The organism is Pseudomonas pisciculturae, assembly GCF_015461805.1.
GTDB classification, from domain to species: Bacteria; Pseudomonadota; Gammaproteobacteria; order Pseudomonadales; family Pseudomonadaceae; genus Aquipseudomonas; species Aquipseudomonas pisciculturae.
Map to the genome: position 1 here is coordinate 76444 of NZ_JACVZE010000007.1, position 21555 is coordinate 97998.

The window sequence follows — 21555 nt, forward strand, 5'->3', positions numbered from 1 at the left end:
CTTCAGGAGTTTCCATGCGCTTGACCCAGATTATCGCCGCCGCAGCCATTGCGTTGGTTTCCACCTTTGCCTTCGCCGATGACGCCGCCGAGCAGACCATCCGCAAGAGCCTGGCCAACCTGCAACTCGACACGCCTATCGAGAGCATCAGCGCCAGCCCCATGGCCGGTCTGTATGAAGTCAAACTCAAGGGCAGCCGCGTGCTGTACGCCAGCGCCGACGGCCAGTACATCGTGCAGGGCTATCTGTTCCAGTTGAAAGACGGCAAACCCGTCAACCTGACCGAGAAGGCCGAGCGCCTGGGCGTGTCCAAGCTCATCAACGGTATTCCAGTGGCTGAAACCGTGGTGTACCCGGCCATTGGCGAGACCAAGACCCACATTACCGTGTTCACCGATACCACCTGCCCGTACTGCCACAAGCTGCACGCCGAAGTGCCTGCGCTGAACAAGCTGGGCGTTGAAGTACGCTACGTAGCGTTCCCGCGCCAGGGCCTGGGCTCGCCGGGTGATGAGCAGTTGCAGGCGGTATGGTGTTCGGCCGATAAAAAGGCTGCCATGGACAAGATGGTCGATGGCAAGGAAATCAAGGCGGCCAAATGCGCCAACCCGGTTTCCAAGCAGTTCGCCCTCGGCCAGTCTATTGGCGTGAACGGTACACCGGCCATCGTTTTGGCTGACGGTCAGGTGATTCCGGGCTACCAGCCGGCACCACAAGTTGCCAAACTGGCGCTCGGTGCCAAATAAACCAGCATCGTCGAAGCATCGACGATCAAGGCCCGTTGACGCGTCGACGGGTCGTTAATTGCAAGCCGCAGTCGTGCGGCTGTTTTCCACGGCCGACCTAGCGTCGGCCGTTTCATGGGGAGTTCTTCAGTGAAACCGGTCAAAGTAGGCATCTGTGGGTTAGGGACCGTCGGTGGCGGCACCTTTAACGTACTTCAGCGTAATGCTGAAGAAATTTCCCGCCGCGCAGGCCGTGGGATTGAAGTGGCACAAATTGCCACGCGTTCGCCAAAGCCTCAGTTCGAAACGACCGGTATTGCGATTACCAACGATGTCTTCGCCGTTGCCACCAACCCCGAGATCGATATCGTCATCGAGCTGGTCGGTGGTTACACCGTGGCTCGCGAGCTGGTGCTCAAGGCCATCGAGAACGGTAAGCACGTGGTCACCGCCAACAAAGCGCTGATCGCTGTGCATGGCAACGAGATCTTCGCCAAGGCCCGCGAGAAGGGCGTGATCGTGGCGTTCGAAGCCGCCGTGGCCGGTGGTATCCCGGTGATCAAGGCGATCCGTGAAGGCTTGTCTGCCAACCGCATCAACTGGGTCGCCGGCATCATCAATGGCACCGGTAACTTCATCCTGACAGAGATGCGCGAGAAGGGCCGTACCTTCGAAGACGTGCTGGCCGAAGCCCAGGCTTTGGGTTACGCCGAAGCCGACCCGACGTTCGACGTGGAAGGTATCGACGCCGCCCACAAGCTGACCATCCTGGCGTCCATCGCCTTTGGCATTCCGTTGCAGTTCGACAAGGCCTACACCGAAGGCATCACCAAGCTGACCACCGCCGACGTGAACTACGCCGAAGCCTTGGGCTATCGCATCAAGCACCTGGGCGTCGCGCGCAGCACCCCAGCCGGTATCGAGCTGCGTGTGCACCCGACGCTGATCCCGGCCGATCGCTTGATCGCCAACGTCAATGGCGTGATGAACGCCGTGATGGTCAACGGTGACGCTGCCGGCTCCACGCTGTTCTACGGCGCCGGTGCCGGCATGGAGCCAACCGCTTCGTCGGTGATCGCCGACCTGGTGGACGTGGTTCGCGCCATGACCAGCGACCCGGAAAACCGCGTGCCGCACCTGGCCTTCCAGCCGGATTCGCTGTCGGCTCACCCGATCCTGCCGATCGATGCCTGCGAGAGCGCCTACTACCTGCGCATCCAGGCTCAGGACCACCCGGGCGTGTTGGCCCAGGTTGCCAGCATCCTGTCGGAGCGCGGTATCAACATAGAGTCGATCATGCAGAAGGAAGTCGAGGAGCAAAACGGCCAGGTGCCGATGATCCTGTTGACCCATCGCGTGATCGAGCAGCACATGAACGATGCCATCGCCGCCCTGGAAGCCCTGCAAGGCGTGGTTGGCCCTGTGGTGCGCATCCGCGTCGAGCACTTGAACTAACCGATTTGTTCCAGAGGCCCCGTGCGAGCGGCGGCCTCTGTTCGAGAATGTTTTAGAGGAGCCAGTCATGCGTTACATCAGCACCCGCGGCCAGGCACCGGCCCTGAATTTCGAAGACGTTTTGCTGGCAGGCCTTGCCACTGACGGCGGCCTGTACGTGCCGGAAAACCTGCCACGTTTTACCCAGGAAGAAATCGCTTCGTGGGCTGGCCTGCCGTACCACGAGTTGGCGTTCCGGGTAATGCGCCCGTTCGTCACCGGCAGCATTCCGGACGCGGACTTCAAGAAGATTTTGGAAGAGACGTATGGCGTGTTTTCACACAGCGCCATCGCCCCATTGCGCCAGTTGAATGGCAACGAATGGGTGCTGGAGCTGTTCCACGGCCCGACCCTGGCGTTCAAGGACTTCGCCCTGCAACTGCTGGGTCGCCTGCTCGACTACGTGCTGCAAAAGCGCGGCGAGCGCGTGGTGATCATCGGCGCGACCTCCGGTGATACCGGCTCGGCCGCCATCGAAGGCTGCAAGCACTGCGAAAACGTCGACATCTTCATCCTGCACCCACACAAGCGTGTGTCGGAAGTGCAGCGTCGCCAGATGACCACCATCTTTGGTGAGAACATCCACAACATCGCCATCGAAGGCAACTTCGATGACTGCCAGGAAATGGTCAAGAACAGCTTTGCCGACCAGAGCTTCCTGAAAGGCACGCGCTTGGTGGCGGTGAACTCGATCAACTGGGCGCGGATCATGGCCCAGATCGTCTACTATTTCCACGCGTCCCTGCAGTTGGGCGGCCCGGCGCGTTCAGTGTCGTTCTCGGTGCCGACGGGCAACTTTGGCGATATCTTTGCCGGTTACCTGGCACGCAACATGGGCCTGCCGATCAACCAGTTGATCGTCGCCACCAACCGCAACGACATCCTGCACCGCTTCATGAGCGGCAATCAGTACGTGAAGGAAACCCTGCACGCTACGCTGTCGCCGTCGATGGACATCATGGTCTCGTCGAACTTCGAACGCCTGTTGTTCGACATGCACGGTCGCAACGGCGCGGCGATTGCCGGCCTGATGGACACCTTCAAGAGCGGTGGCGGTTTCAGCGTGGATGAAGAGCGCTGGACCGAAACCCGCAAGCTGTTCGACTCCCTGGCCGTGGACGACGCGCAAACCTGCGAAACCATCGCCGATGTCTACGCCCAGACCGGCGAGCTGCTGGACCCGCACACCGCCATCGGTGTGAAGGCCGCCCGCGAATGCCGTCGCAGCCTGGATATCCCGATGGTGATCCTGGGGACCGCGCACCCGGTTAAATTCCCGGAAGCGGTGGAGAAGGCTGGCGTTGGCAAGGCACTGGAGTTGCCGGTGCACCTGACCGACCTGTTCGAGCGTGAAGAGCGTTGCACGGTGTTGGCCAATGACCTGAAGGCTGTGCAGGCGTTTGTGAGCCAGCATGGCAACCGGGGCAAGCCGTTGTAAGGCGGACCGCGTAGACAAAAACGCCGCTTTCCCTTCCTGGGCCAGCGGCGTTTTTTGTTTCTGGGCGGCCCGATCTGCGTGATGTTCAGGTTAGTATTTTCAGCGCGATCGCCAGCACGCTGCTGAAAACCGTAAACATGGCCATGACGACGCCCATTGGGTACCAGAAATTCTCACGGGTAATCTTGTGAGCTTCGGCGTTGAGTTTGCGTTGCTCGGCGTAGATGCGTGAGATATCAGCGTGAATCTTCTCTAGCGCAGCCTGTTCTTTGTTGTGTTCCAACATCATGTTCATCCTTCGCAATAAGGGCCTTTTGACATGCGCCCCTGCCTACAAGACAGAGTGATCGACGCTCACCGAGTATAGGATTCACCTCGGGCTTCAGCCCTCGGCAAACCCCAAAACAGCCGCCCATTGCGTAAGCATTTATGTGCGCCGTTTTTTCCCTGTCATGTTGCAAGCGCATGCTGGAATCCGTCACCCCCTGACGGCCCCATAAAGACGATAAAGCGAACTTTCCTACGTCACAAACAGTCACTTAGGATAGATGCAGCTCCCGTTGAACCGATTGTTCCCGAACTATTGAGTGGTGATCGAGATGGAAAGTATCAGCCTATTGCTCGAAGAAGCACTGAGCCCTTATCAGGTTACGCTGACCACCGCTGGTGTGCAGGACGAGTGCCTGGTGACCGTGAAGAACCCTGCTGGCGCTATCGTCGTCGAGCGAGAAGTCGACCGGGCGCAATTGATGGATAAGCGCGTGTTGGTGGATGTAGTGGACTGCCTGCTGCGCGACATTAAAATCGCCGAAGGGCGCCTGGAACCCTCAGTCATTGCGGCCCTGCGCAGCGCTGCCCAGACCCGCAGCGCCGCCGCTGCATGAAGAATTGTTTATAGATGGAAACTTCCTACAACGTGGCCGGTCAGATTTCATAACAGCAAGCGCAAACATTGTGCTCCGGTGTTTGTGCCTTGTTGTACTGGTCTTTATTTACAGGCCACGTTTAACCCCGAAGTGTCTCCCCACTCTTCGGGGTTTCTTTTTGCCCGCGATTCGTCACGGTTCCGGCGAGTCCAGGAAAAAACTCGGGTTGTCCTGCAAGTAGCGCTCGCGCATCACCGGGTCCAGCCACGAGGCGTAGGACTGTTGTACCTGCTCCTGTGGGACCTCGCGCATTACCTGGTTGATCCGCTCGATGGCCTGGCGCCCTTGGGGTGTGTCCGAGCAACCGATATGGGTGCGCTGGTAAGGCGCGGAGCCCTTGATGGGGTAGAAGCTCAAGTCTTCGGAAGCGATGCTTTGTTGCATCGCGTGATAGCGGATCTCGGGCCAGTACCCCAACACCGCTTCCAGCCGCCCAAGGCGTTGCATCTGCAACAGGCTGCCCAAGGCATCGTTGCCGTAGTGAAGCGCCAGTTTGTGAGCGTCAGCATATTTGAGGCGCTCATCGATTACCGGCCCATAACTGCGCTCCGCGATGGCACCTACTCGCGCTTTATGAGCGTCGAGAAATGCCTGCAGGTCGAATTGGCCCTGCGCGATGTAAGGGGCCATGGCGTCCTGCTGGTTGCGCCGGATCGTTACCCCATTGCTGGCGACCACAAATGCCTGCCTGGAAAACACCACGTACTTCGCCCGCTCCGGTGTCCACAGCAGCGATGGGTCGCAGGTGAATGAGGGTTCGCGCAACATCTGAGTGCCCCGCGCGCGGTTCACGTGCAACACCTGATGCTGATACTCCGGCAAACGCTCGATCAGCATCGGCAGCAATTGGTCCAGTGCGCCCTGGCCCTTTCGTGGCCCTTCGAAAATAGTCAGCGGCGGCAAATCGCGTAGCAACCAGATCAGCGTGTCCTCGGCGTGCGCGTTCACAGGCCAGCCAACCAGTATCCCGGCGCTGAGGCATAGCTGCATGAGCCAGCGTTTGCATCTTAGGGCCATCAGATCGCGCCTTCCTCACGCAAACGGATAATGGCAGCTGCGTCATAACCCAGCCCGTTGAGCACTACGTTGTTGTGTTCACCCAGTTGCGGCCCCACCCATTCGCAACTGCCGGGCGTTTCGGACAGTTTGGGCACGATGCCTGGCATCTTGAAGTCCTTGCCATCGGGAAGCTGGGCCTTGAGGAACATCTCCCTGGCGAGAAATTGCGGGTCGCCCAGCATGTCCTCGGCACTGTAGATGCGGCTCGCGGGCACCTCGGCTTTGTTCAACGCTTCGACTACCTGGTCCAGCGGCAGTGAGTTGACCCAGCGATCAATGACCCCATACAGCTCGTCACGACGGCCATCACGCCCGTCATTACTGGCAAGCTGCGGATCGTTGGCCAAGTCCTCCCTGCCGATGGCCAACATGAAGCGCTTGAAGATCGCATCGCCGTTGGCACCAATCTGCACGTGCTTGCCGTCGGCGCTGGTGTGGATCGAGGAGGGCGTAATGCCTGGCATGATGTTGCCGGTGCGCTCGCGAATAAAGCCGAACACGTCGAACTCGGGGATCATGCTTTCCATCATGGCGAAGATCGCTTCGTACAGCGCCACATCCACCACCTGACCGAGGCCGCCGTTGACTTCACGGTGACGCAGCGCCATCAGCGCGCCGATCACCGCCCACAGGGCGGCAATGGAGTCGCCGATGGAAATGCCGGTGCGCACGGGCGGGCGGTCCTCGAAGCCGGTGATATAGCGCAGCCCGCCCATGGATTCGCCCACCGCACCAAACCCAGGCTGATCCTTCATTGGGCCCGTCTGGCCAAAGCCGGAGAGACGCACCATCACCAGTTTGGGGTTCAACGCGTGCAGGGTTTCCCAGCTCAGGCCGAGTTTTTCCAGCACGCCAGGGCGGAAATTTTCGATCAGGATGTCGGCGTCTGCCAGCAACTGCTTGAGGATAGCCAGGCCATCCGGGTGCTTGAGGTTTAGCGTCAGCGACTGTTTATTGCGCGCTTGCACAAACCACCACAGCGAAGTGCCCTCGTAGAGCTTGCGCCATTTGCGCAGCGGGTCGCCGCCGTCCGGGGATTCGACCTTGATCACCTCAGCACCGAATTCGGCGCAGATACGCGAAGCGAACGGGCCGGCGATCAGGGTGCCGAGTTCGACGACTTTCAGGCCAGCAAGCGGTTTGGCATTAAACGACATGAGGATCCTTGGCTGCGCAGGGCGAGGGTGTGATGCGTTTTAACATAGGCGAGCGGCGCAGTGATAAGGATGATGCAGCGCAGATTCGTTGAATGGCCCCGCCATCGGTTAGACTGGCCGCCTTTCCCTGTCTCTAGAAGCCCGTTCATGGCCCAGCCGTCCACGACCTACAAATTCGAACTCAACCTCACCGACCTTGATCGTTCGGTGTACGAGAGCGTCAAACAGACCATCGCCCGCCACCCTTCGGAAACCGAAGAGCGCATGACCGTGCGTCTGCTGGCCTACGCCCTCTGGTACAACGAGCAGTTGGCTTTCGGTCGCGGCCTGTCAGATGTAGACGAACCTGCCCTGTGGGAAAAAAGCCTGGACGATCGGGTGCTGCACTGGATCGAAGTCGGCCAGCCCGATGCCGACCGCCTGACCTGGTGCTCGCGCCGCACCGAACGCACCAGCCTGCTGGCCTACGGCAGCCTGCGTGTGTGGGAAGGCAAAGTGGTGCCGGTGGCGAACAACCTGAAAAACGTGCACATCGCTGCCGTACCCCAGGAAATCCTCGAGGTATTGGCCAAGGACATGCCCCGCGTGATCAAGTGGGATGTGATGATCAGCGAAGGCACCATTTTCGTGACCGACGATCGCGGCCAGCATGAAGTGCAACTGCAATGGCTGGTCGGCGAGCGCGGCTGAAGCTGCAGGAACGGGTTTGTGTGGGAGCTGGCTTGCCTGCGATGCGGGCGCCTCGGTGTAACAGTTACGCCGCGGTGATGCTATCGCAGGCAAGCCAGCTCCCACATAGCGCCTGTACCGTTTTCAACATTTCTGTTTAACCGTTGTATCGAAGAGAAGCTCCCGCCACCCCATGCGTATCGATCCCCGCCCGTTGCCCGCCGTCCTGCCATTCCTCGGTGAATTGCCACCGCTGTTGACCCGCCTATATGCCGCACGCGGGGTGCAGTCCGAAGCTGAGCTGGATAAAAGCCTGGCGCGGTTGATTCCCTATCAGCAACTCAAGGGGATCGACGCAGCGGTGGACCTGCTGGTGACGGCTCTGGAGCAGCGCCAGCGCATCCTGATCGTCGGCGACTTCGACGCCGATGGCGCCACCGCCAGTACCGTGGGCACTCTGGGCCTGCGTTTGCTGGGGGCGGCCCATGTGGATTACCTGGTGCCCAACCGTTTCGAATACGGCTACGGCCTGACGCCGGAAATCGTCGCCGTGGCCCTGCAACGCGAGCCGCAGTTATTGATCACTGTGGATAACGGCATCTCCAGCGTCGAAGGCGTGGCAGCGGCGAAAGCGGCGGGGTTGCAGGTACTGGTTACCGACCACCACTTGCCGGGCGATGAGCTGCCGGCGGCGGACGCCATCGTCAACCCGAACCAGCCAGGTTGCGAGTTCCCCAGCAAGGCGCTGGCTGGTGTTGGCGTGATCTTCTATGTGTTGATGGCCCTGCGTGCGCGCCTGCGCAGCCTGGGCTGGTACGAGAACAAACCCCAGCCGAATATCGGCGAACTGCTCGACCTGGTGGCCCTGGGTAGCGTGGCTGACGTGGTGCCGCTGGACGCCAACAACCGCATCCTCGTGCACCAAGGCCTGGAGCGCATTCGCGCCGGTCGTGCGCGGCCGGGGATCAAGGCGATCCTCGAAGTGGCCAAGCGCGACGCCGCACGCATCACGTCGACTGACTTGGGCTTTATCCTCGGGCCCCGCCTGAATGCGGCAGGGCGCCTGGATGATATGAGCCTGGGCATCGAATGCCTGCTCACCACCGACTTTGCCGCCGCACGGGAAATGGCCGCGCAACTGGACGGCATGAACCAGGACCGCAAATCCATCGAGCAAGGCATGCAGCGCGAGGCCTTGGCCCAGCTCAAGGACCTGCCGGTGGAGTCGATGCCTTACGGCTTGTGCCTGTTCGACCCGGAGTGGCACCAAGGCGTGATCGGTATTCTGGCGTCGCGTATGAAAGAGCGTTACTTCCGCCCGACCATCGCCTTTGCCGACGCGGGTGACGGCCTGCTCAAGGGCTCAGGGCGCTCTGTGCAGGGCTTTCATATCCGAGACGCCCTGGCAGTGGTTGCGAGCCAGCATCCCACCCTGATTGCCAAGTACGGCGGTCACGCCATGGCGGCGGGGCTGACACTGCCCGAGGAAAACTTCCCACTGTTTGCCGAAGCCTTTGACGCCGAAGTGCGTCGGCAATTGCGCGAAGAAGACCTGACCGGGCGTTTGCTGTCCGATGGCACCCTGGCGGTGGAAGAGTTTCACCTGGAGCTGGCCCGCGCGTTGCGCCACGCCGGCCCTTGGGGGCAGCACTTTCCCGAGCCGGTGTTTCATGGTGTGTTCCAGTTGGTGGAGCAGCGCGTAGTGGGGGAGCGGCACCTGAAGGTGGTGCTCAAGACCGAATGCGGGTCGGTGAAGCTCGAGGGCATTGCGTTTGGCGTAGATCGCGAGGTGTGGCCGAACCCGACGGTGAAGTGGGTGGAGTTGGCCTACAAGCTGGATGTGAATGAGTTTCGGGGCAATGAAACCGTACAGCTGATGATTGCCCATATCGAACCACGCTGATTATTTGGCGAAACCGGAAACCCAATGTGGGAGGGGGCTTGCCCCCGATAGCTGAGTGTCAGTCACTGAATTGGTTGACTGACACACCGCCATCGGGGGCAAGCCCCCTCCCACATTTTGTATTGCATGCAGCCAGTGATTACTCGGCTTTGGCCTGATGCTTCACAATGATATCCACCAACCGCTTCGCCAGCGCCGGATAGTTCTCATCGAAGTGATGCCCACCTGGCAACTTCAGCGCCTCACCTACGGCAGTCTTGTCGGTGCAACCACTCTCGTCGACCTCTTCCTCACCGTAGATGCACACCACTTTTTCAGGTGGCAGCTTGGCCATTTCCGGCCCGGTGGCGGCTTCTTTGCCCGCGTTGCCCAACCAACCTTCCACTTCGATCTCAAAACTGCCAGTACGCGCAAACGCCAGCAGGATGATTGCGTCCACACGCTGCTGCTCGTTTTCTGGCATGCGGTTGTAGATCGCGGGCAGCACGTCTGCACCGAACGAATAACCGGTCAGCACGAAGCGCTTGGTGCCCCATTTCTGGCGGTAGTGCTGCATCAGTTCGGTCAGGTCTTTGGCACTTTGCTCAGGGGTTTTGTGCTGCCAGTAGTAGCGCAGGGTGTCGATGCCCACCACCGGGTAGCCGATCTTGGCCATCTCGCCGGCCACATCGCGGTCCAGGTCGCGCCAGCCGCCGTCACCGGAGAGAAACAAGGTCACGGTGTCTTTCGCTTGGCCGGCTGGCACTTCGACCACTGGGATCGCCAGGCCGCCGTTGTCCGAGCCCACCAGTTGCTTGCGCAGCTCGTTGTTCAGCACTTGCGGGTAATGAATGTCGTAGTCGCTGATGCTGGTGGTGGCGCGTGGTGTATCGCGTACGAAACTGGCGCTTTCATCGTCAGGGTTGTCGTTCCACGCGACCAGCCAATTGCCGTGGGCAGCCGTTTTCGGCAGTGGGTCTTTACAACCTTCCTGCACCAGGGCGAAGCCGACTGAGATGGCGTTTGCTTTGTCGTCGTTCTGGGTGGCCAGCCAGCGCCATGCCAGCGCTGCGCCAGGGCCGATGCCGCTGACCAGCGTCGCCGGGCCCTTGAGCTGGCCCAAGGCGCCTTGCAGTGCTTGTTCCTGCAGTTTGCAGTCATCTTTAGGCAGGACCACCTGAACAATCTGCGCTTTGCCGCCCTGGCTGAGGGCAACCAGTTGGCTGTCAGTAAGGGTTTCGTCGGCCATTACAGCCACGGCCACGCGTGCTTTTGGCGTACCGTTTGGGGTTACGCGGGTCATCACCGAGCCGTCGGCCTGGGGCAACTGCTCCAGGGTCGGCTGCGGGGCAGGGCGGTTCCAGTACCAAAAGCCGCCAGCCGCAATAAGGGCGAGCAGCACTACAACGGCCAATACATACCGCCAGGAACGTCGAATCATCAGCGTTTCACCAATCCAGTCAAGCCGCCCGCGATCAGGGCGGCGGTATCGGCCAGTGCCACCAGCGGATCAAGTCCTGCGGGCACGGCCATGTAACGGGGTTCCCAGTCAGGCTGGAACTTGTCTTTGAAGCGGCGCAAACCTTGGAAGTTATACAGTTGCTCGCCACGGCGGAACACCATCGAGCCCAGGCGTTGGGTCAACGGTGCGCCTCGGCGCGGTTGCAGGCCCGACAACGGCACCATGCCGAGGCTGAAGCGGGCGTAACCGTGACTCTTATAGTGTTGAATCAGGCCGACCATCATGAACTCCATGGTCAGCTTGGGCGCGTCCGGGTGGGCGCGCATCAGGTCGAGGCTGGCCAGGTCATGGTTGTAGGTTTCGAGCAGGTTGGCGAACGCCACCGGGCGCCCTTCGAAGCGAATGATCGCCATGCGAAAGTGCTTGAGGTAGTCATCGCTGAAGCGACCCAGGGAAAAGCCCTTTTCCCGCACGTTCTTGCCGGTCAGCCAGGCGTCGGAGATGACTTTGAGCTCATCCATCGGCGCCATGCCCGGTTCATGGATCTCCAGGGACAAGCCATCCCGGGTGCCACGGTTCCAGGTGTAGCGCAGGTCTTTCATCTCTTTGCCCTTGGCTTCCAGGTCAAAGCGTTTGAGGTCCACGCGGGCTTCTTCGCCCAGCTTGATCGCGGTGAGGCCGATGTCCATGTAGTACGGCAGGTTCTCTGCCCGCACTTGGTAGAACACCGGGCGCGCATGGTGAATGTCGCACAGGTCGCGGAACTGCCAGATCATCTCGGCCCGTGGTTGGGTCGGCCCGATCGGGTCGTACAAGGCTACCAGGCTGCGCCCGCGGCGGGCGTACATGAGGAAAGCTTCATCATTGGGGTGGAACAGCAGTGCCTTGTCGCCAGTGAGCGCCAGGCCGCCGTCGGGTTGGGACGAGGCCATCAAAATCTTGGTGGCGCGCTCCAGTTCGTCCGGCGTCGGCAGGTGGATCACCGGGCGCGCGGTGCGCAGCAGCCAGGTCAGCGACACGATCACCAGCAGTACGGCGGCACCTAGCAGGGAGCGCAGGCCGCGAGGGGCGTTGGCGTCGAGGGTGAACTGCCACCACAGTTGGTGGCTGTAGGGTACGTCTTGATAGGCAAACAGCAGCAGCCAGATCGAAGCCCCCAGCACGCACACGCTGGCCACCAGGTACAGCGGCGAGAACGGCAATTCGGTCAGGCGGCTGGCGCGGTAGAACGAGCGGCGGAAGATCGCCAGCAGGATCGCGGTCATGGTCATCAGGCTGGCTTCTTCCCAGTCGAAACCCTTGAGCAGCGACAGCAGGGCGCCCACCAGCAGCAACACCATGGTCAGCATCCAGGCCGCCGACAAACGCCGACGCAGGCCCTGGGCCAGCAGCAGGCACAACACGCCGATCAGGCTGGCGCCAAAGTGCGAGGCGTCAATCAGGCGGTGGGGAATCAGGAAACCGATGTTTTCCAGGCGTGAGTCGATTTCGGGCGTGGCGCCGGAAAACAGCAGGACCACGCCGGACAAAAAAACCAGTACGGCCAACACCGGTGCCGCCAGACCCGAGGCCACCCGCAGGCTTTGTTGGGTCTGGAACAGGCGCTGAGCCTCGTTGATCAGCAAGAACACACAAGCGATCAGCAGCGGCAGCACCACGTAGATCATGCGGTACAGCAACAGAGCGGCGGCCAAGGGCGCGGCGCCAAGTTTATCGGCGAAGGCGGCAAGCAAAATCGCTTCGAATACGCCGACACCCCCCGGCACATGGCTGAGCACACCGGCCGCGAGGGCCAGCAGGTACACCAGCAGGAATGGGCCGAAGGGCGGGGCTTCTGGCAGTAGCATATAAAGGACGGTAGCGGCAGCGGCGACGTCCAGGGCGGTGATGATCAGTTGCAGGAAGGTCAGGCGTCGGCCCGGCAGGCGCAGGGTACGACGGCCGGCCTTGACCAGCAGGTTGTCTGGGTAGGGTTGTTCCGGCAGCCGACGGCGATAAATGCCAATGCACAACATGGCCGACAAGGCCAATACGGCACCCGCAATGCCGCCGAGTAAACCTTGGGATAAATGCAGGTAAGTCGAGGCGGCCGGCAGGTTGCTCAGCGTCGCCAATGCAGCCAGCGGCGGCAGGGCGCAGCCCAGGGCCAGGCTGGCGAACACAGTCATGTGGGCAACTTCGGACGCCCCGATGCCATGGCGGGCATATAAGCGATAGCGTACCGAGCCGCCCGAGAGCATCGACAGGCCAATGGCATTGCCGATGGCAAAGGCCGTAAAGCCGCCCATGGCCAGGGTCTTCGCCGGCAATTTCACGCCCGCGTAACGAGCACCGGAAAATTCATAGCCTAATAGAATGATGAACCCGGCGACCCCAGCAGCAAACGCGCCCAACAGGGCAGGCTTGGGCACTTCCAGAATCGAATCGTGGAGCGCGTAGAGATCCAGTTCCAGCAGCAGGTGTCGGCAGGCGATCAGGGCGATTGCGAACAGCAACAAGGTGACGGCCAAACCAATGGGTTGGCGGTACTTGCTCAACAGATCCAGCCAACGCAAGCGGGTGGGAGTGATCGGTTGTTCTGCTGTGACGGTGTCTTGTGGTTCAGACGAGTTGGCGCGCATCAATCACCTCGTGGATTGTGCGCGACAGGATGGAGGTATCCAGCCAAGTTACCAATCCCTATGGACAAAATAATTACAAATATTAACGCGTATCACCGGGTGCGGCGACAGCGGCCATTGGTCGTAGAGGAGTAAGCATAGCTTGCGATGAGATGGACTCTACAAACCGTAAACGGTTTCATGAAAGATGCCATGCCATTGTTTCAGAAGAACTTTTTCGCCGGATACAAAAAAGGCCACTCTTTCGAGTAGCCTTTTTTGATGTTTGGTTGCGGGAGCCGGATTTGAACCGACGACCTTCGGGTTATGAGCCCGACGAGCTACCAGACTGCTCCATCCCGCGTCTGTGGGCGGCATTCTACAGCCAAGTGGCGGGGTGTCAACCGTTAATAGATGTATCGGTCAAATAAGTGCGAATTAATCGTTGATTGCCTGCTGCGTACGTTAAGTGCGCGATAGACAAAGGTTTTTGTCCAACAATCAAAAACAGACACGCACAAAAAAGGCCACTCTTTCGAGTAGCCTTTTTTGATGTTTGGTTGCGGGAGCCGGATTTGAACCGACGACCTTCGGGTTATGAGCCCGACGAGCTACCAGACTGCTCCATCCCGCGTCTGTGTGTCGGCATTCTACAGAGGAACGCGAGTGTGTCAACCTGTGATTCTAAGAAAAGCGCTTGTGGTTCAATCGGTTAGCTCTCCAAGGAGGAGGGTAACAGCCCTCCGGGCCAGTGTGGCCGAGGGTTTCAGCTCTATTGGGAACCCTGATTCGATTGAAAAAATAAATTCATCAACGAAGATTCCTACCTCTTAAGCGGAAGATTCAAACTACTGGTGCTATATACAGGGGTGAGTGCGATACTGGCGATCCGTTGAATCAACCCTCTGTTTATATGACGCAGCGCAAAATCATCCACGTCGACTGTGACTGTTTCTACGCCGCCATCGAGATGCGTGATGACCCGAACCTGGCGCAAAAGCCGCTGGCGGTGGGGGGCTCCGCAGACAGAAGGGGGGTGATCGCTACGTGTAATTACGAAGCACGGGCGTATGGCGTGCGTTCGGCCATGTCATCGCGCCATGCCTTGAAGCTGTGCCCCGACCTGACCATCGTCAAGCCGCGTATGGATGCCTATAAGGAAGCCTCGAAGGAAATCCAGACGATCTTTCGCGACTACACCGACCTGATCGAGCCATTGTCGCTGGATGAAGCTTATCTGGATGTCTCAGACAGCCCGCATTTTGGGGGCAGTGCCACGCGCATCGCCCAGGACATTCGCCGCCGCGTCTCCAACCAGTTGCACATCACCGTGTCTGCCGGCGTGGCGCCGAACAAGTTTCTGGCCAAGATTGCCAGCGACTGGAAAAAACCCAACGGCCTGTTTGTGATTACTCCGGATCAGGTCGAAGACTTCGTCTCCCAATTGCGCGTGAGCAAATTGCATGGCGTAGGCAAGGTTACCGCCGACAAGCTGGCGCGTTTGGGTATCGAAGACTGCCTGCAATTGCGCGAATGGAACAAGCTGGCGCTGGTGCGCGAATTTGGCAGTTTCGGTGAGCGACTCTGGAGCCTGGCCCGTGGGGTTGATGACCGTGTGGTGCAAAACGACAGCCGTCGTCAGTCAATCAGTGTGGAAAACACCTACGACGTAGACTTGCCGGACCTCTCAAGCTGCCTGGCCAAGCTGCCCGAACTGATGGAAACCCTGGCCGGGCGCATTGCGCGCATCGACAGCAGTTACCGTGCAGGTAAGCCGTTTGTGAAGGTGAAGTTTCATGACTTTACCCAGACAACCCTGGAGCAGGCGGGGGCGGGGCGGGATTTGGAGAGTTATCAACAGCTGCTGACGCAGGCGTTTAATCGGGGAGGCAAGCCGGTGCGGTTGTTGGGGATTGGTGTGCGCTTGCTTGACCTGAGCAGCGGCAACGAACAGTTGGAGTTCTCCTGGTAGAAACCGGATAAAACTGTGGGAGCTGGCTTGCCTGCGATGCAGGCACCTCGGAATTTCAGTAACACCGAGGTGATGCCATCGCAGGCAAGCCAGCTCCCACATTTGGATTTGCTGCGTTTGTAAAATGTCAGCGAGCGCCGGGATCTGCCACCAGTCGCCCCGCATCCTTGGTCAGGGCCTGCAAAAACTCTTGCTGCAACTCAGGATCATTGCGGGTCAACTCGATCAAGCTCTGTTCAAGCTCACTGGCCTCTTCTTCCAGCCCCAACTCCGACAGGCGCTTGACCCGGTGAACCCACTGGCTCACTTCGTCATCTTCCAGGTCGTCATAGATCAGGCCGTGGGCTTCCAGCAGCTTGCCACGCAAGGTGCTGCTAATCGCCAGGGTCGAGTCCGAGTGCACATCGTCCTGGCCATCTTCCACGCTGATCTTCAAGGCGCTGACGCGGTTCAAGTCCTGCTCGGCAAATGGGCTGTCCAACAGGTTCAGGCGCAATACGCCGTTACGGTCGGTGGTCAGCTCATGGACGTGCTTGCCAGCAGTGACCTGCACCGGGCGCTCGCTCCAGGGCAGGCTCGAATACTCCGTACGCTTGTCGCGCTGGACTTCATCGATGCCCGCCAGGTTCTGCTGCGCACGGCCATGGGATTGCACGTTCATGAACGGGTTGAGGCCGTCCACGCCGTAGGTGAGCCAGTCGTGAGTCATGCTGCTGGGCAGGTGGCCGAGGGCGAAGATATTCGCCACGTTGGCGCCCGCGCCCGCGACCAGGGCTACCGCTCCCAGCGGCATCTCATAGAGTTTGCGCCAGGGCTGGTAGGGGGTGTAGCGGTCGTAACGACGTGTGACTTCGAACTCGGTGACCTCAAAGGTCTTTTGCTCGTGAATGCGCACTCGACGTTGCGGCAGCTCAAGCACTTTGGGGTCGCCCACATCGATCTGCAGGCTGTGGTCGAGCAACTTACGCTCGACCCGCTCCTCGTGCTCACTGCGTTGCGACATCTGGTTGGCGCAGCCGCTGACCAGCAGGGCGCCGCACAAAGCGGCGCCCCCCAGGGCTCTGGTGTTTCGCTTGAACATGACTTCTCTTGATCTGGTTTTCAGCGACGAATACGCGCCTGAAGGAAAGACAGCACGTCAGCCACCGGCAACGGTTGGGCTTCGGCTTCGGTCCGGCTCTTGTATTCCAGGTTGCCATCGGCCAGGCCGCGGTCACTGACCACGATCCGGTGCGGGATGCCAATCAGTTCCATGTCGGCGAACTTGATGCCAGGGCTGGTTTTCTTGTCCCGGTCATCCAGCAGCACTTCAAAGCCGGCAGCCGTCAGTTCGGCATACAGCTTGTCGGTGGCTTCGCGTACTTGCTCGGTTTCATAACGCAGCGGTACCAGGGCGATCTGGAACGGCGCCAGGGCGTCACTCCAGATAATGCCTTTCTCGTCGTTGTTCTGTTCGATGGCAGCGGCAACCACGCGGGAAACACCGATGCCATAGCAGCCCATGTCCAGGGTGATCGGCTTGCCGTTCTCACCCAGCACTTCGCACTTCATCGCCTTGCTGTACTTGTTGCCCAGCTGGAAGATGTGCCCGACTTCGATGCCACGCTTGATTTCGAGGGTGCCCTTGCCATCCGGGCTTGGGTCGCCGGCCACGACGTTACGCAGGTCGGCCACGGTCGGAACCGGCAGGTCACGCTCCCAGTTCACGCCGAAGTAGTGCTTGTCGTCGATGTTCGCGCCAATGCCGAAGTCGCTCATCAGCTCAACCGAACGGTCGATGATGATCGGCAACGGCAGGTTCAGCGGGCCGAGGGAGCCGGCGCCGGCGCCAATGGCGTCGCGCAGTTCGGCATCGGTGGCCATGACCAGCGGGCTGGCCACGCCAGGTTGCTGGGCGGCCTTGATTTCGTTGAGCTCGTGGTCGCCACGGATGACCAGGGCGATCAGCTTGCCTTCTTCCTCGGCGCGCACGATCAGGGTCTTGATGGTCTTTTCAATCGGCAGATTGAATTTTTCCACCAGGGCCGCGATGGTCTTGGTCTCAGGGGTGTCTACCAGGCGCAGTTCTTCGGCCGGTGCAGGGCGGGAAGTTTCCCGTGGCACGGCTTCGGCTTTCTCGATGTTCGCCGCGTAGTCGGAACCGTTGCTGAAGGCGATATCGTCTTCGCCGGACTCAGCCAGCACGTGGAACTCGTGGGAGCCAGCGCCGCCGATGGAGCCGTTGTCTGCTTCAACCGGGCGGAACTTCAGGCCCAGACGCGTGAACACGTTGCAGTAGGCCTGGTGCATGCGGTCATAGGTAGCCTGCAGCGACGCCTGGTCAGCGTGGAACGAGTAGGCGTCCTTCATGATGAATTCGCGGCCGCGCATCAAGCCGAAGCGTGGGCGAATTTCATCACGGAATTTGGTCTGGATCTGATACAGGTTCAGCGGCAGCTGCTTATAGCTGCTCAGCTCGTTGCGCATCAGGTCGGTAATCACTTCTTCGTGGGTCGGGCCAGCGCAGAAGTCGCGGCCATGACGATCCTTGAAGCGCAGCAACTCAGGGCCGTACTCTTCCCAGCGCCCGGATTCCTGCCACAACTCAGCCGGTTGGGTGCTCGGCATCAACACTTCCAGAGAGCCGGCAGCGTTCATTTCTTCGCGAACGATGGCTTCGACCTTGCGCATCACCTTCAAGCCCATGGGCAGCCAGGTGTACAGGCCGGAGGCCAGCTTGCGGATCATACCGGCGCGCAGCATCAGCTGATGGCTGATCACGACGGCGTCGGAAGGCGTTTCTTTCTGTGTGGCGAGCAAATATTGACTGGTACGCATGGTAGGCCGTTGTCGGTTGCTTGGACTTGAAATGACTTGGGATTGTACGGGCGGTTGCTGCCGGAGTACAGGCGTGAGGTTGTGCGGCGTTTGTGCGGGAAGTGGAGCTTGTGTGGGAGCTGGCTTGCCTGCGATGCAGACGGCGCGGTGTATCTGATGCACCGAGGCGATTGCATCGCAGGCAAGCCAGCTCCCACATTGACAGCGGCGTGTCAGTCTTCAACCGGCGGATTCAACCGCGCCCGCCGATTTTCCTGAAACCAATGCAGCGCAATCAGCACCAGCGTCGGCACGCCTAGCATGCAGGTGATGAGGAAGAAGTTGTGGTAGCCGAACTTCTCGACCATTACCCCCGAATACCCGCCGATCAGGCGCGGCAGCAGCAGCATGATCGAGCTGAGCAGCGCATATTGGGTGGCGGAGAATTTAAGGTTGGTCAGGCTCGACAGGTAAGCCACAAACGCCGATGTGGCCATGCCCGAGCTGAAGTTGTCCAGAGAGATGGTGAAAATCAGCATCTGCAAATCCGGGCCCATATCGGCCAGCGCCACGAACAGCAGGTTGGTGCCGGCAGAGAACACGCCGCCGATAAACAGGATCGGCAGAATGCCAAACCGCACAATCAGCAGCCCGCCCATACCAGCGCCCACCAGGGTCATGATCAGGCCGAAGACTTTGCTGACCCCGGCGATCTGGTCCTTGGTGAAGCCCTGGTCGATATAGAACACGTTGGCCATCACGCCCATCACCGTGTCGGACATGCGATAGGTAGCAATCAGCCCGAGCAGCAGCAAGGCCTGCCAACGGTAGCGCAGGATAAAGTCGTTGACCGGCGTCAGCACCGGCGCCAGGCCGCGGCGGCCCATGGCTGACAGGCACAGCGCGGTGAGGGTGATATAGAGGAGGGCGCGCAGGAAGGCGCGGTCGTCCATCAGCAAGTCCCACAGGCTCATGCCATGGAACAGCACACTTTCGAAATCGGTGTTGAACAGCTGGGTAAACATCGCCGGCACCGACACCAGCAACACGATCAGCACAAACACCGAGACCAATTGGTGCACGAAGCTATAACGCCCGGCCTGCAACTGGGTGCGCAGGGGCACGTTTGGCTCGCGCATGAGCAGGGTCGTTACCAGCGCCGGAATCATCAGCACGCCAAAGAGCACATAGGTGCCGAGCCACGCCGAGTGTTGATAGTTGAACCCGGTGGAGCCGAAGCCTTCGGCAAAAAACAGCGCACCCGCAGTCGCCAGCAGGGCGGCGATGCGGTAGCCGGACATATAACTGGCAGCCAACGCGGCTTGGCGGCTGTCGTCGGCAATTTCCAGGCGATAGGCGTCCACCGCGATATCTTGGGTGGCAGAGGCGAATGCAACGATTACAGCAATGGCGATCAGCCAGGACAGGTGTTTCTGAGGGTCGCAGAACCCCATGCCAATCAATCCGAGGATCACCAGCGACTGGGCCAGCACCAGCCAGGAGCGACGGCGCCCCAGTTTACCGAGCAGCGGCAGGCGCCATTGGTCGAGCAGCGGCGACCAGACCCATTTGAAGGCGTACGCCAGGCCGATCAAGCTGGCATAGCCGATGGTCTCGCGGGCCACACCGGCCTCACGCAACCACACCGAAAGCGTCGAGAACACCAACATGTAAGGCAAGCCGGCGGCAAAGCCGAGCAACAACAGGACTAACGTCGAAGGGCTGGCATAGGCAGCGAGCGCGGCGCGCCAGGTTTTACGGGGCATGGGCTGGAGTCTGCCTCAGGTTTGCGGAAACAAAGCGCGCACTCTAACCGCTGTGCTCTACCGGGCGCCAGCCATGGCGCTGAATATCCACGCGATTGTTGCGGACAGTGACGCCCTCGTCTCGCAAACGCGCGCGTTGTTCGTCGCCCGAAGCGCTGCCTGCTGGCAGGCTTATCCGACCACCGGCACCCAATACGCGGTGCCAGGGTAGCTTCGTGCCCTCAGGCAACTGGCTGAGCGTACGCCCCACCCAGCGCGCGGCGCGGCCAAGCCCGGCCAAGTGGGCCAGCTCGCCGTAACTCACCACGCAACCTTCAGGCACTTGGGCCAGGGTCAGGTACAGCGCCGTTCGGCGCATCTCGGCGGGGCTTTGCGGGGGCTCAATGGGTTGATTCACTGTGGCTATATCCGTTGAGATCGTCGGTCTTTTGTAAGAAACGTCTGTAAACATGCTGATGAGCATTGAACTCAACACAAATCCTTGAGTCAGTCCTAGCTATCTAACACGATAACGCGCCCTTTCCGCCAACCTTGAGCCCCAATCCGCTTATGTTGTCCAGAACCCTGTTGTGCCTTGCTGTTTTCAGCGCCTCCACGCCCTTGCTGGCCGACACCGTCTGGTTAAAGAACGGTGACCGCCTGACCGGCAAGATCAAAGTCTTCGACGGTGGCAAGTTGCTGATTCAGACCGACTACGCAGGCGCCATCCCTGTCGACTGGAAACAGGTGAAAACCCTGGAAAGCGACCAGGAGTTGCTGGTCAAGCAGGATGCCTACACCGGCGAGAAGGCCAAGTCTTTGAAAGCGGCGGACGACGGCAAAGTAGTGCTGGCCAATGGCGAAGCGCCCAAGACCGTGGAGCTGGCGAGTATCCAGCAGATCATCAAGCCCAAGCCTGTGATCGAAGACCTGGTGTGGAAGGGCAACGTCGACCTGGCGCTTGACTACAAACGCGCCGAGAACGACACCAACGACTACGACATCGACTTCAAGACCACTGCGCGCCATGGCCAATGGCGTCATACCGGGCAGGGCGAGTACAACCGCGAGTTCCAGGACGATGTCACCACCACCGACAACTGGGCCCTGGAATATGACCTGGACCGTTTCCTCACTGAGCATTGGTTCTGGCAGGGCCGTTTAACCTACAAGCGCGACAAGGTTGAAGACCTGGCCCGTCAACGTACCGTCGGTACCGGCCCGGGCTACCAGTTCTGGGACGATGAGCTGGGGGCATTCTCCCTTGGTTCGTTGGTCAACCGTACCGACTATGAATATGCCGAAGGCGGTAAGGACAACTTCTATTCGGTGGCCATGAAGTGGAACTACAACCGTTACCTGGTGGGCAAGACCGTCGAGTTCTTTACCAATGGCGAGCTGGGCCGCCCGATCGACGGGCCGGTTGATTACTCGCTGGATGCTGAAATGGGCCTGCGCTACAAAGTCACTGAATGGGCGTCCCTCAATCTCAAGGCCGAGCGCGACATAATCAGTGGTGATTCCGAGAGCAGCCTGAGCAAGACCCGCTACACCGCAGGCTTCGGCGTGGCTTGGTAACAAGCTGCACAAAACCCGCTTGGCAACCTTTGCCGATATTGATTACCTTGTG

At 60.0% G+C, this 21555-nt stretch carries 17 protein-coding genes and 2 tRNA genes; 8 read left to right on the plus strand and 11 right to left on the minus strand.

From position 1 onward, the window contains the following. Positions 1 to 14: 14 nt before the first annotated feature. From ICY20_RS19415 to thrC, 3 genes are all read left to right on the plus strand, one after another. On the plus strand, positions 15 to 746 hold the full coding sequence (locus ICY20_RS19415) for a thioredoxin fold domain-containing protein (RefSeq protein ID WP_124525023.1): 732 nt from the start codon (positions 15 to 17) through the stop codon (positions 744 to 746). 129 nt (positions 747 to 875) lie between these two features. After that, positions 876 to 2180 (plus strand): homoserine dehydrogenase, encoded by a 1305-nt coding sequence (locus tag ICY20_RS19420; RefSeq protein ID WP_194938379.1) that lies wholly within the window; start codon positions 876 to 878, stop codon positions 2178 to 2180. Between the two features lie 67 nt (positions 2181 to 2247). After that, the gene (gene thrC / locus ICY20_RS19425; RefSeq protein ID WP_159955380.1) at positions 2248 to 3657 is read left to right on the plus strand and encodes a threonine synthase; all 1410 of its coding nucleotides are present in this window, start codon (positions 2248 to 2250) and stop codon (positions 3655 to 3657) included. Positions 3658 to 3742: 85 nt separating this feature from the next. Here the strand turns inward: thrC and ICY20_RS19430 are convergent, their stop codons facing one another. Then, positions 3743 to 3943: a hypothetical protein gene (locus ICY20_RS19430; RefSeq protein ID WP_122514192.1), complete on the minus strand. Its 201-nt coding sequence runs from the start codon at positions 3941 to 3943 to the stop codon at positions 3743 to 3745. Between the two features lie 313 nt (positions 3944 to 4256). Here ICY20_RS19430 and ICY20_RS19435 point away from each other — a divergent pair, with 313 nt between their 5' ends. Then, positions 4257 to 4541 carry a DUF3509 domain-containing protein gene (locus tag ICY20_RS19435; protein WP_159955382.1) on the plus strand — a complete coding sequence of 95 codons (285 nt, stop codon included), beginning with the start codon at positions 4257 to 4259 and terminating at the stop codon, positions 4539 to 4541. Positions 4542 to 4715: 174 nt separating this feature from the next. Here the strand turns inward: ICY20_RS19435 and ICY20_RS19440 are convergent, their stop codons facing one another. Both ICY20_RS19440 and ICY20_RS19445 read right to left on the minus strand, forming a co-directional pair. Next, complete coding sequence (locus tag ICY20_RS19440) at positions 4716 to 5600, minus strand: TIGR02285 family protein (RefSeq protein WP_194938380.1); 885 nt, start codon at positions 5598 to 5600, stop codon at positions 4716 to 4718. Beyond that, entirely contained in the window at positions 5600 to 6799 is a 1200-nt protein-coding gene (locus tag ICY20_RS19445) for a CaiB/BaiF CoA transferase family protein (protein WP_159955386.1), read from the minus strand. Before ICY20_RS19445 ends, ICY20_RS19440 begins: the two co-directional genes overlap by 1 nt. A gap of 147 nt (positions 6800 to 6946) precedes the next feature. Between ICY20_RS19445 and ICY20_RS19450 the strand changes: the two genes are divergently transcribed. Both ICY20_RS19450 and recJ read left to right on the plus strand, forming a co-directional pair. Continuing rightward, entirely contained in the window at positions 6947 to 7489 is a 543-nt protein-coding gene (locus ICY20_RS19450) for a YaeQ family protein (RefSeq protein ID WP_003238901.1), read from the plus strand. 172 nt (positions 7490 to 7661) lie between these two features. After that, entirely contained in the window at positions 7662 to 9371 is a 1710-nt protein-coding gene (recJ, locus tag ICY20_RS19455) for a single-stranded-DNA-specific exonuclease RecJ (RefSeq protein WP_194938381.1), read from the plus strand. 139 nt (positions 9372 to 9510) lie between these two features. Here recJ and ICY20_RS19460 read toward each other — a convergent pair whose 3' ends face one another. From ICY20_RS19460 to ICY20_RS19475, 4 genes are all read right to left on the minus strand, one after another. Then, positions 9511 to 10791 (minus strand): virulence factor family protein, encoded by a 1281-nt coding sequence (locus ICY20_RS19460; protein ID WP_159955390.1) that lies wholly within the window; start codon positions 10789 to 10791, stop codon positions 9511 to 9513. Next, positions 10791 to 13433 (minus strand): bifunctional lysylphosphatidylglycerol flippase/synthetase MprF, encoded by a 2643-nt coding sequence (gene mprF, locus ICY20_RS19465; RefSeq protein WP_194938382.1) that lies wholly within the window; start codon positions 13431 to 13433, stop codon positions 10791 to 10793. Before mprF ends, ICY20_RS19460 begins: the two co-directional genes overlap by 1 nt. Before the next feature lie 266 nt (positions 13434 to 13699). Next, positions 13700 to 13776: transfer RNA gene (locus tag ICY20_RS19470), tRNA-Met, on the minus strand. Positions 13777 to 13969: 193 nt separating this feature from the next. Then, positions 13970 to 14046, minus strand: a tRNA-Met gene (locus ICY20_RS19475). A gap of 279 nt (positions 14047 to 14325) precedes the next feature. Between ICY20_RS19475 and dinB the strand changes: the two genes are divergently transcribed. Continuing rightward, the gene (dinB, locus tag ICY20_RS19480) at positions 14326 to 15384 is read left to right on the plus strand and encodes a DNA polymerase IV (RefSeq protein ID WP_159955790.1); all 1059 of its coding nucleotides are present in this window, start codon (positions 14326 to 14328) and stop codon (positions 15382 to 15384) included. Between the two features lie 127 nt (positions 15385 to 15511). Here dinB and ICY20_RS19485 read toward each other — a convergent pair whose 3' ends face one another. The 4 genes from ICY20_RS19485 to ICY20_RS19500 form a co-directional block, all read right to left on the minus strand. Beyond that, entirely contained in the window at positions 15512 to 16465 is a 954-nt protein-coding gene (locus ICY20_RS19485) for a hypothetical protein (RefSeq protein WP_159955394.1), read from the minus strand. Positions 16466 to 16485: 20 nt separating this feature from the next. Then, on the minus strand, positions 16486 to 18201 hold the full coding sequence (locus ICY20_RS19490) for a proline--tRNA ligase (RefSeq protein ID WP_159955396.1): 1716 nt from the start codon (positions 18199 to 18201) through the stop codon (positions 16486 to 16488). A 212-nt stretch (positions 18202 to 18413) separates the two neighbouring features. After that, positions 18414 to 19946, minus strand: coding sequence for an AmpG family muropeptide MFS transporter (locus tag ICY20_RS19495; protein WP_159955398.1), 1533 nt, complete (start codon positions 19944 to 19946; stop codon positions 18414 to 18416). A 43-nt stretch (positions 19947 to 19989) separates the two neighbouring features. Further along, complete coding sequence (locus ICY20_RS19500) at positions 19990 to 20304, minus strand: MGMT family protein (RefSeq protein ID WP_407692637.1); 315 nt, start codon at positions 20302 to 20304, stop codon at positions 19990 to 19992. 191 nt (positions 20305 to 20495) lie between these two features. Between ICY20_RS19500 and ICY20_RS19505 the strand changes: the two genes are divergently transcribed. Further along, positions 20496 to 21503, plus strand: coding sequence for a DUF481 domain-containing protein (locus ICY20_RS19505; protein WP_159955402.1), 1008 nt, complete (start codon positions 20496 to 20498; stop codon positions 21501 to 21503). Positions 21504 to 21555 lie beyond the last annotated feature (52 nt).

What these genes read in the sequence shown, in the direction of transcription:
- ICY20_RS19440 (WP_194938380.1), bottom strand. Translation starts at nt 5,600, where the DNA reads ATGGCCCTAAGATGCAAACGCTGGCTCATGCAGCTATGCCTCAGCGCC.
- mprF (WP_194938382.1), bottom strand. Translation starts at nt 13,433, where the DNA reads ATGCGCGCCAACTCGTCTGAACCACAAGACACCGTCACAGCAGAACAA.
- ICY20_RS19445 (WP_159955386.1), bottom strand. Translation starts at nt 6,799, where the DNA reads ATGTCGTTTAATGCCAAACCGCTTGCTGGCCTGAAAGTCGTCGAACTC.
- ICY20_RS19430 (WP_122514192.1), bottom strand. Translation starts at nt 3,943, where the DNA reads ATGTTGGAACACAACAAAGAACAGGCTGCGCTAGAGAAGATTCACGCT.
- ICY20_RS19460 (WP_159955390.1), bottom strand. Translation starts at nt 10,791, where the DNA reads ATGATTCGACGTTCCTGGCGGTATGTATTGGCCGTTGTAGTGCTGCTC.
- dinB (WP_159955790.1), top strand. Translation starts at nt 14,326, where the DNA reads ATGACGCAGCGCAAAATCATCCACGTCGACTGTGACTGTTTCTACGCC.
- recJ (WP_194938381.1), top strand. Translation starts at nt 7,662, where the DNA reads ATGCGTATCGATCCCCGCCCGTTGCCCGCCGTCCTGCCATTCCTCGGT.
- ICY20_RS19490 (WP_159955396.1), bottom strand. Translation starts at nt 18,201, where the DNA reads ATGCGTACCAGTCAATATTTGCTCGCCACACAGAAAGAAACGCCTTCC.
- ICY20_RS19450 (WP_003238901.1), top strand. Translation starts at nt 6,947, where the DNA reads ATGGCCCAGCCGTCCACGACCTACAAATTCGAACTCAACCTCACCGAC.
- ICY20_RS19485 (WP_159955394.1), bottom strand. Translation starts at nt 16,465, where the DNA reads ATGTTCAAGCGAAACACCAGAGCCCTGGGGGGCGCCGCTTTGTGCGGC.
- ICY20_RS19500 (WP_407692637.1), bottom strand. Translation starts at nt 20,304, where the DNA reads ATGCGCCGAACGGCGCTGTACCTGACCCTGGCCCAAGTGCCTGAAGGT.
- thrC (WP_159955380.1), top strand. Translation starts at nt 2,248, where the DNA reads ATGCGTTACATCAGCACCCGCGGCCAGGCACCGGCCCTGAATTTCGAA.
- ICY20_RS19495 (WP_159955398.1), bottom strand. Translation starts at nt 19,946, where the DNA reads ATGCCCCGTAAAACCTGGCGCGCCGCGCTCGCTGCCTATGCCAGCCCT.
- ICY20_RS19505 (WP_159955402.1), top strand. Translation starts at nt 20,496, where the DNA reads ATGTTGTCCAGAACCCTGTTGTGCCTTGCTGTTTTCAGCGCCTCCACG.
- ICY20_RS19435 (WP_159955382.1), top strand. Translation starts at nt 4,257, where the DNA reads ATGGAAAGTATCAGCCTATTGCTCGAAGAAGCACTGAGCCCTTATCAG.
- ICY20_RS19415 (WP_124525023.1), top strand. Translation starts at nt 15, where the DNA reads ATGCGCTTGACCCAGATTATCGCCGCCGCAGCCATTGCGTTGGTTTCC.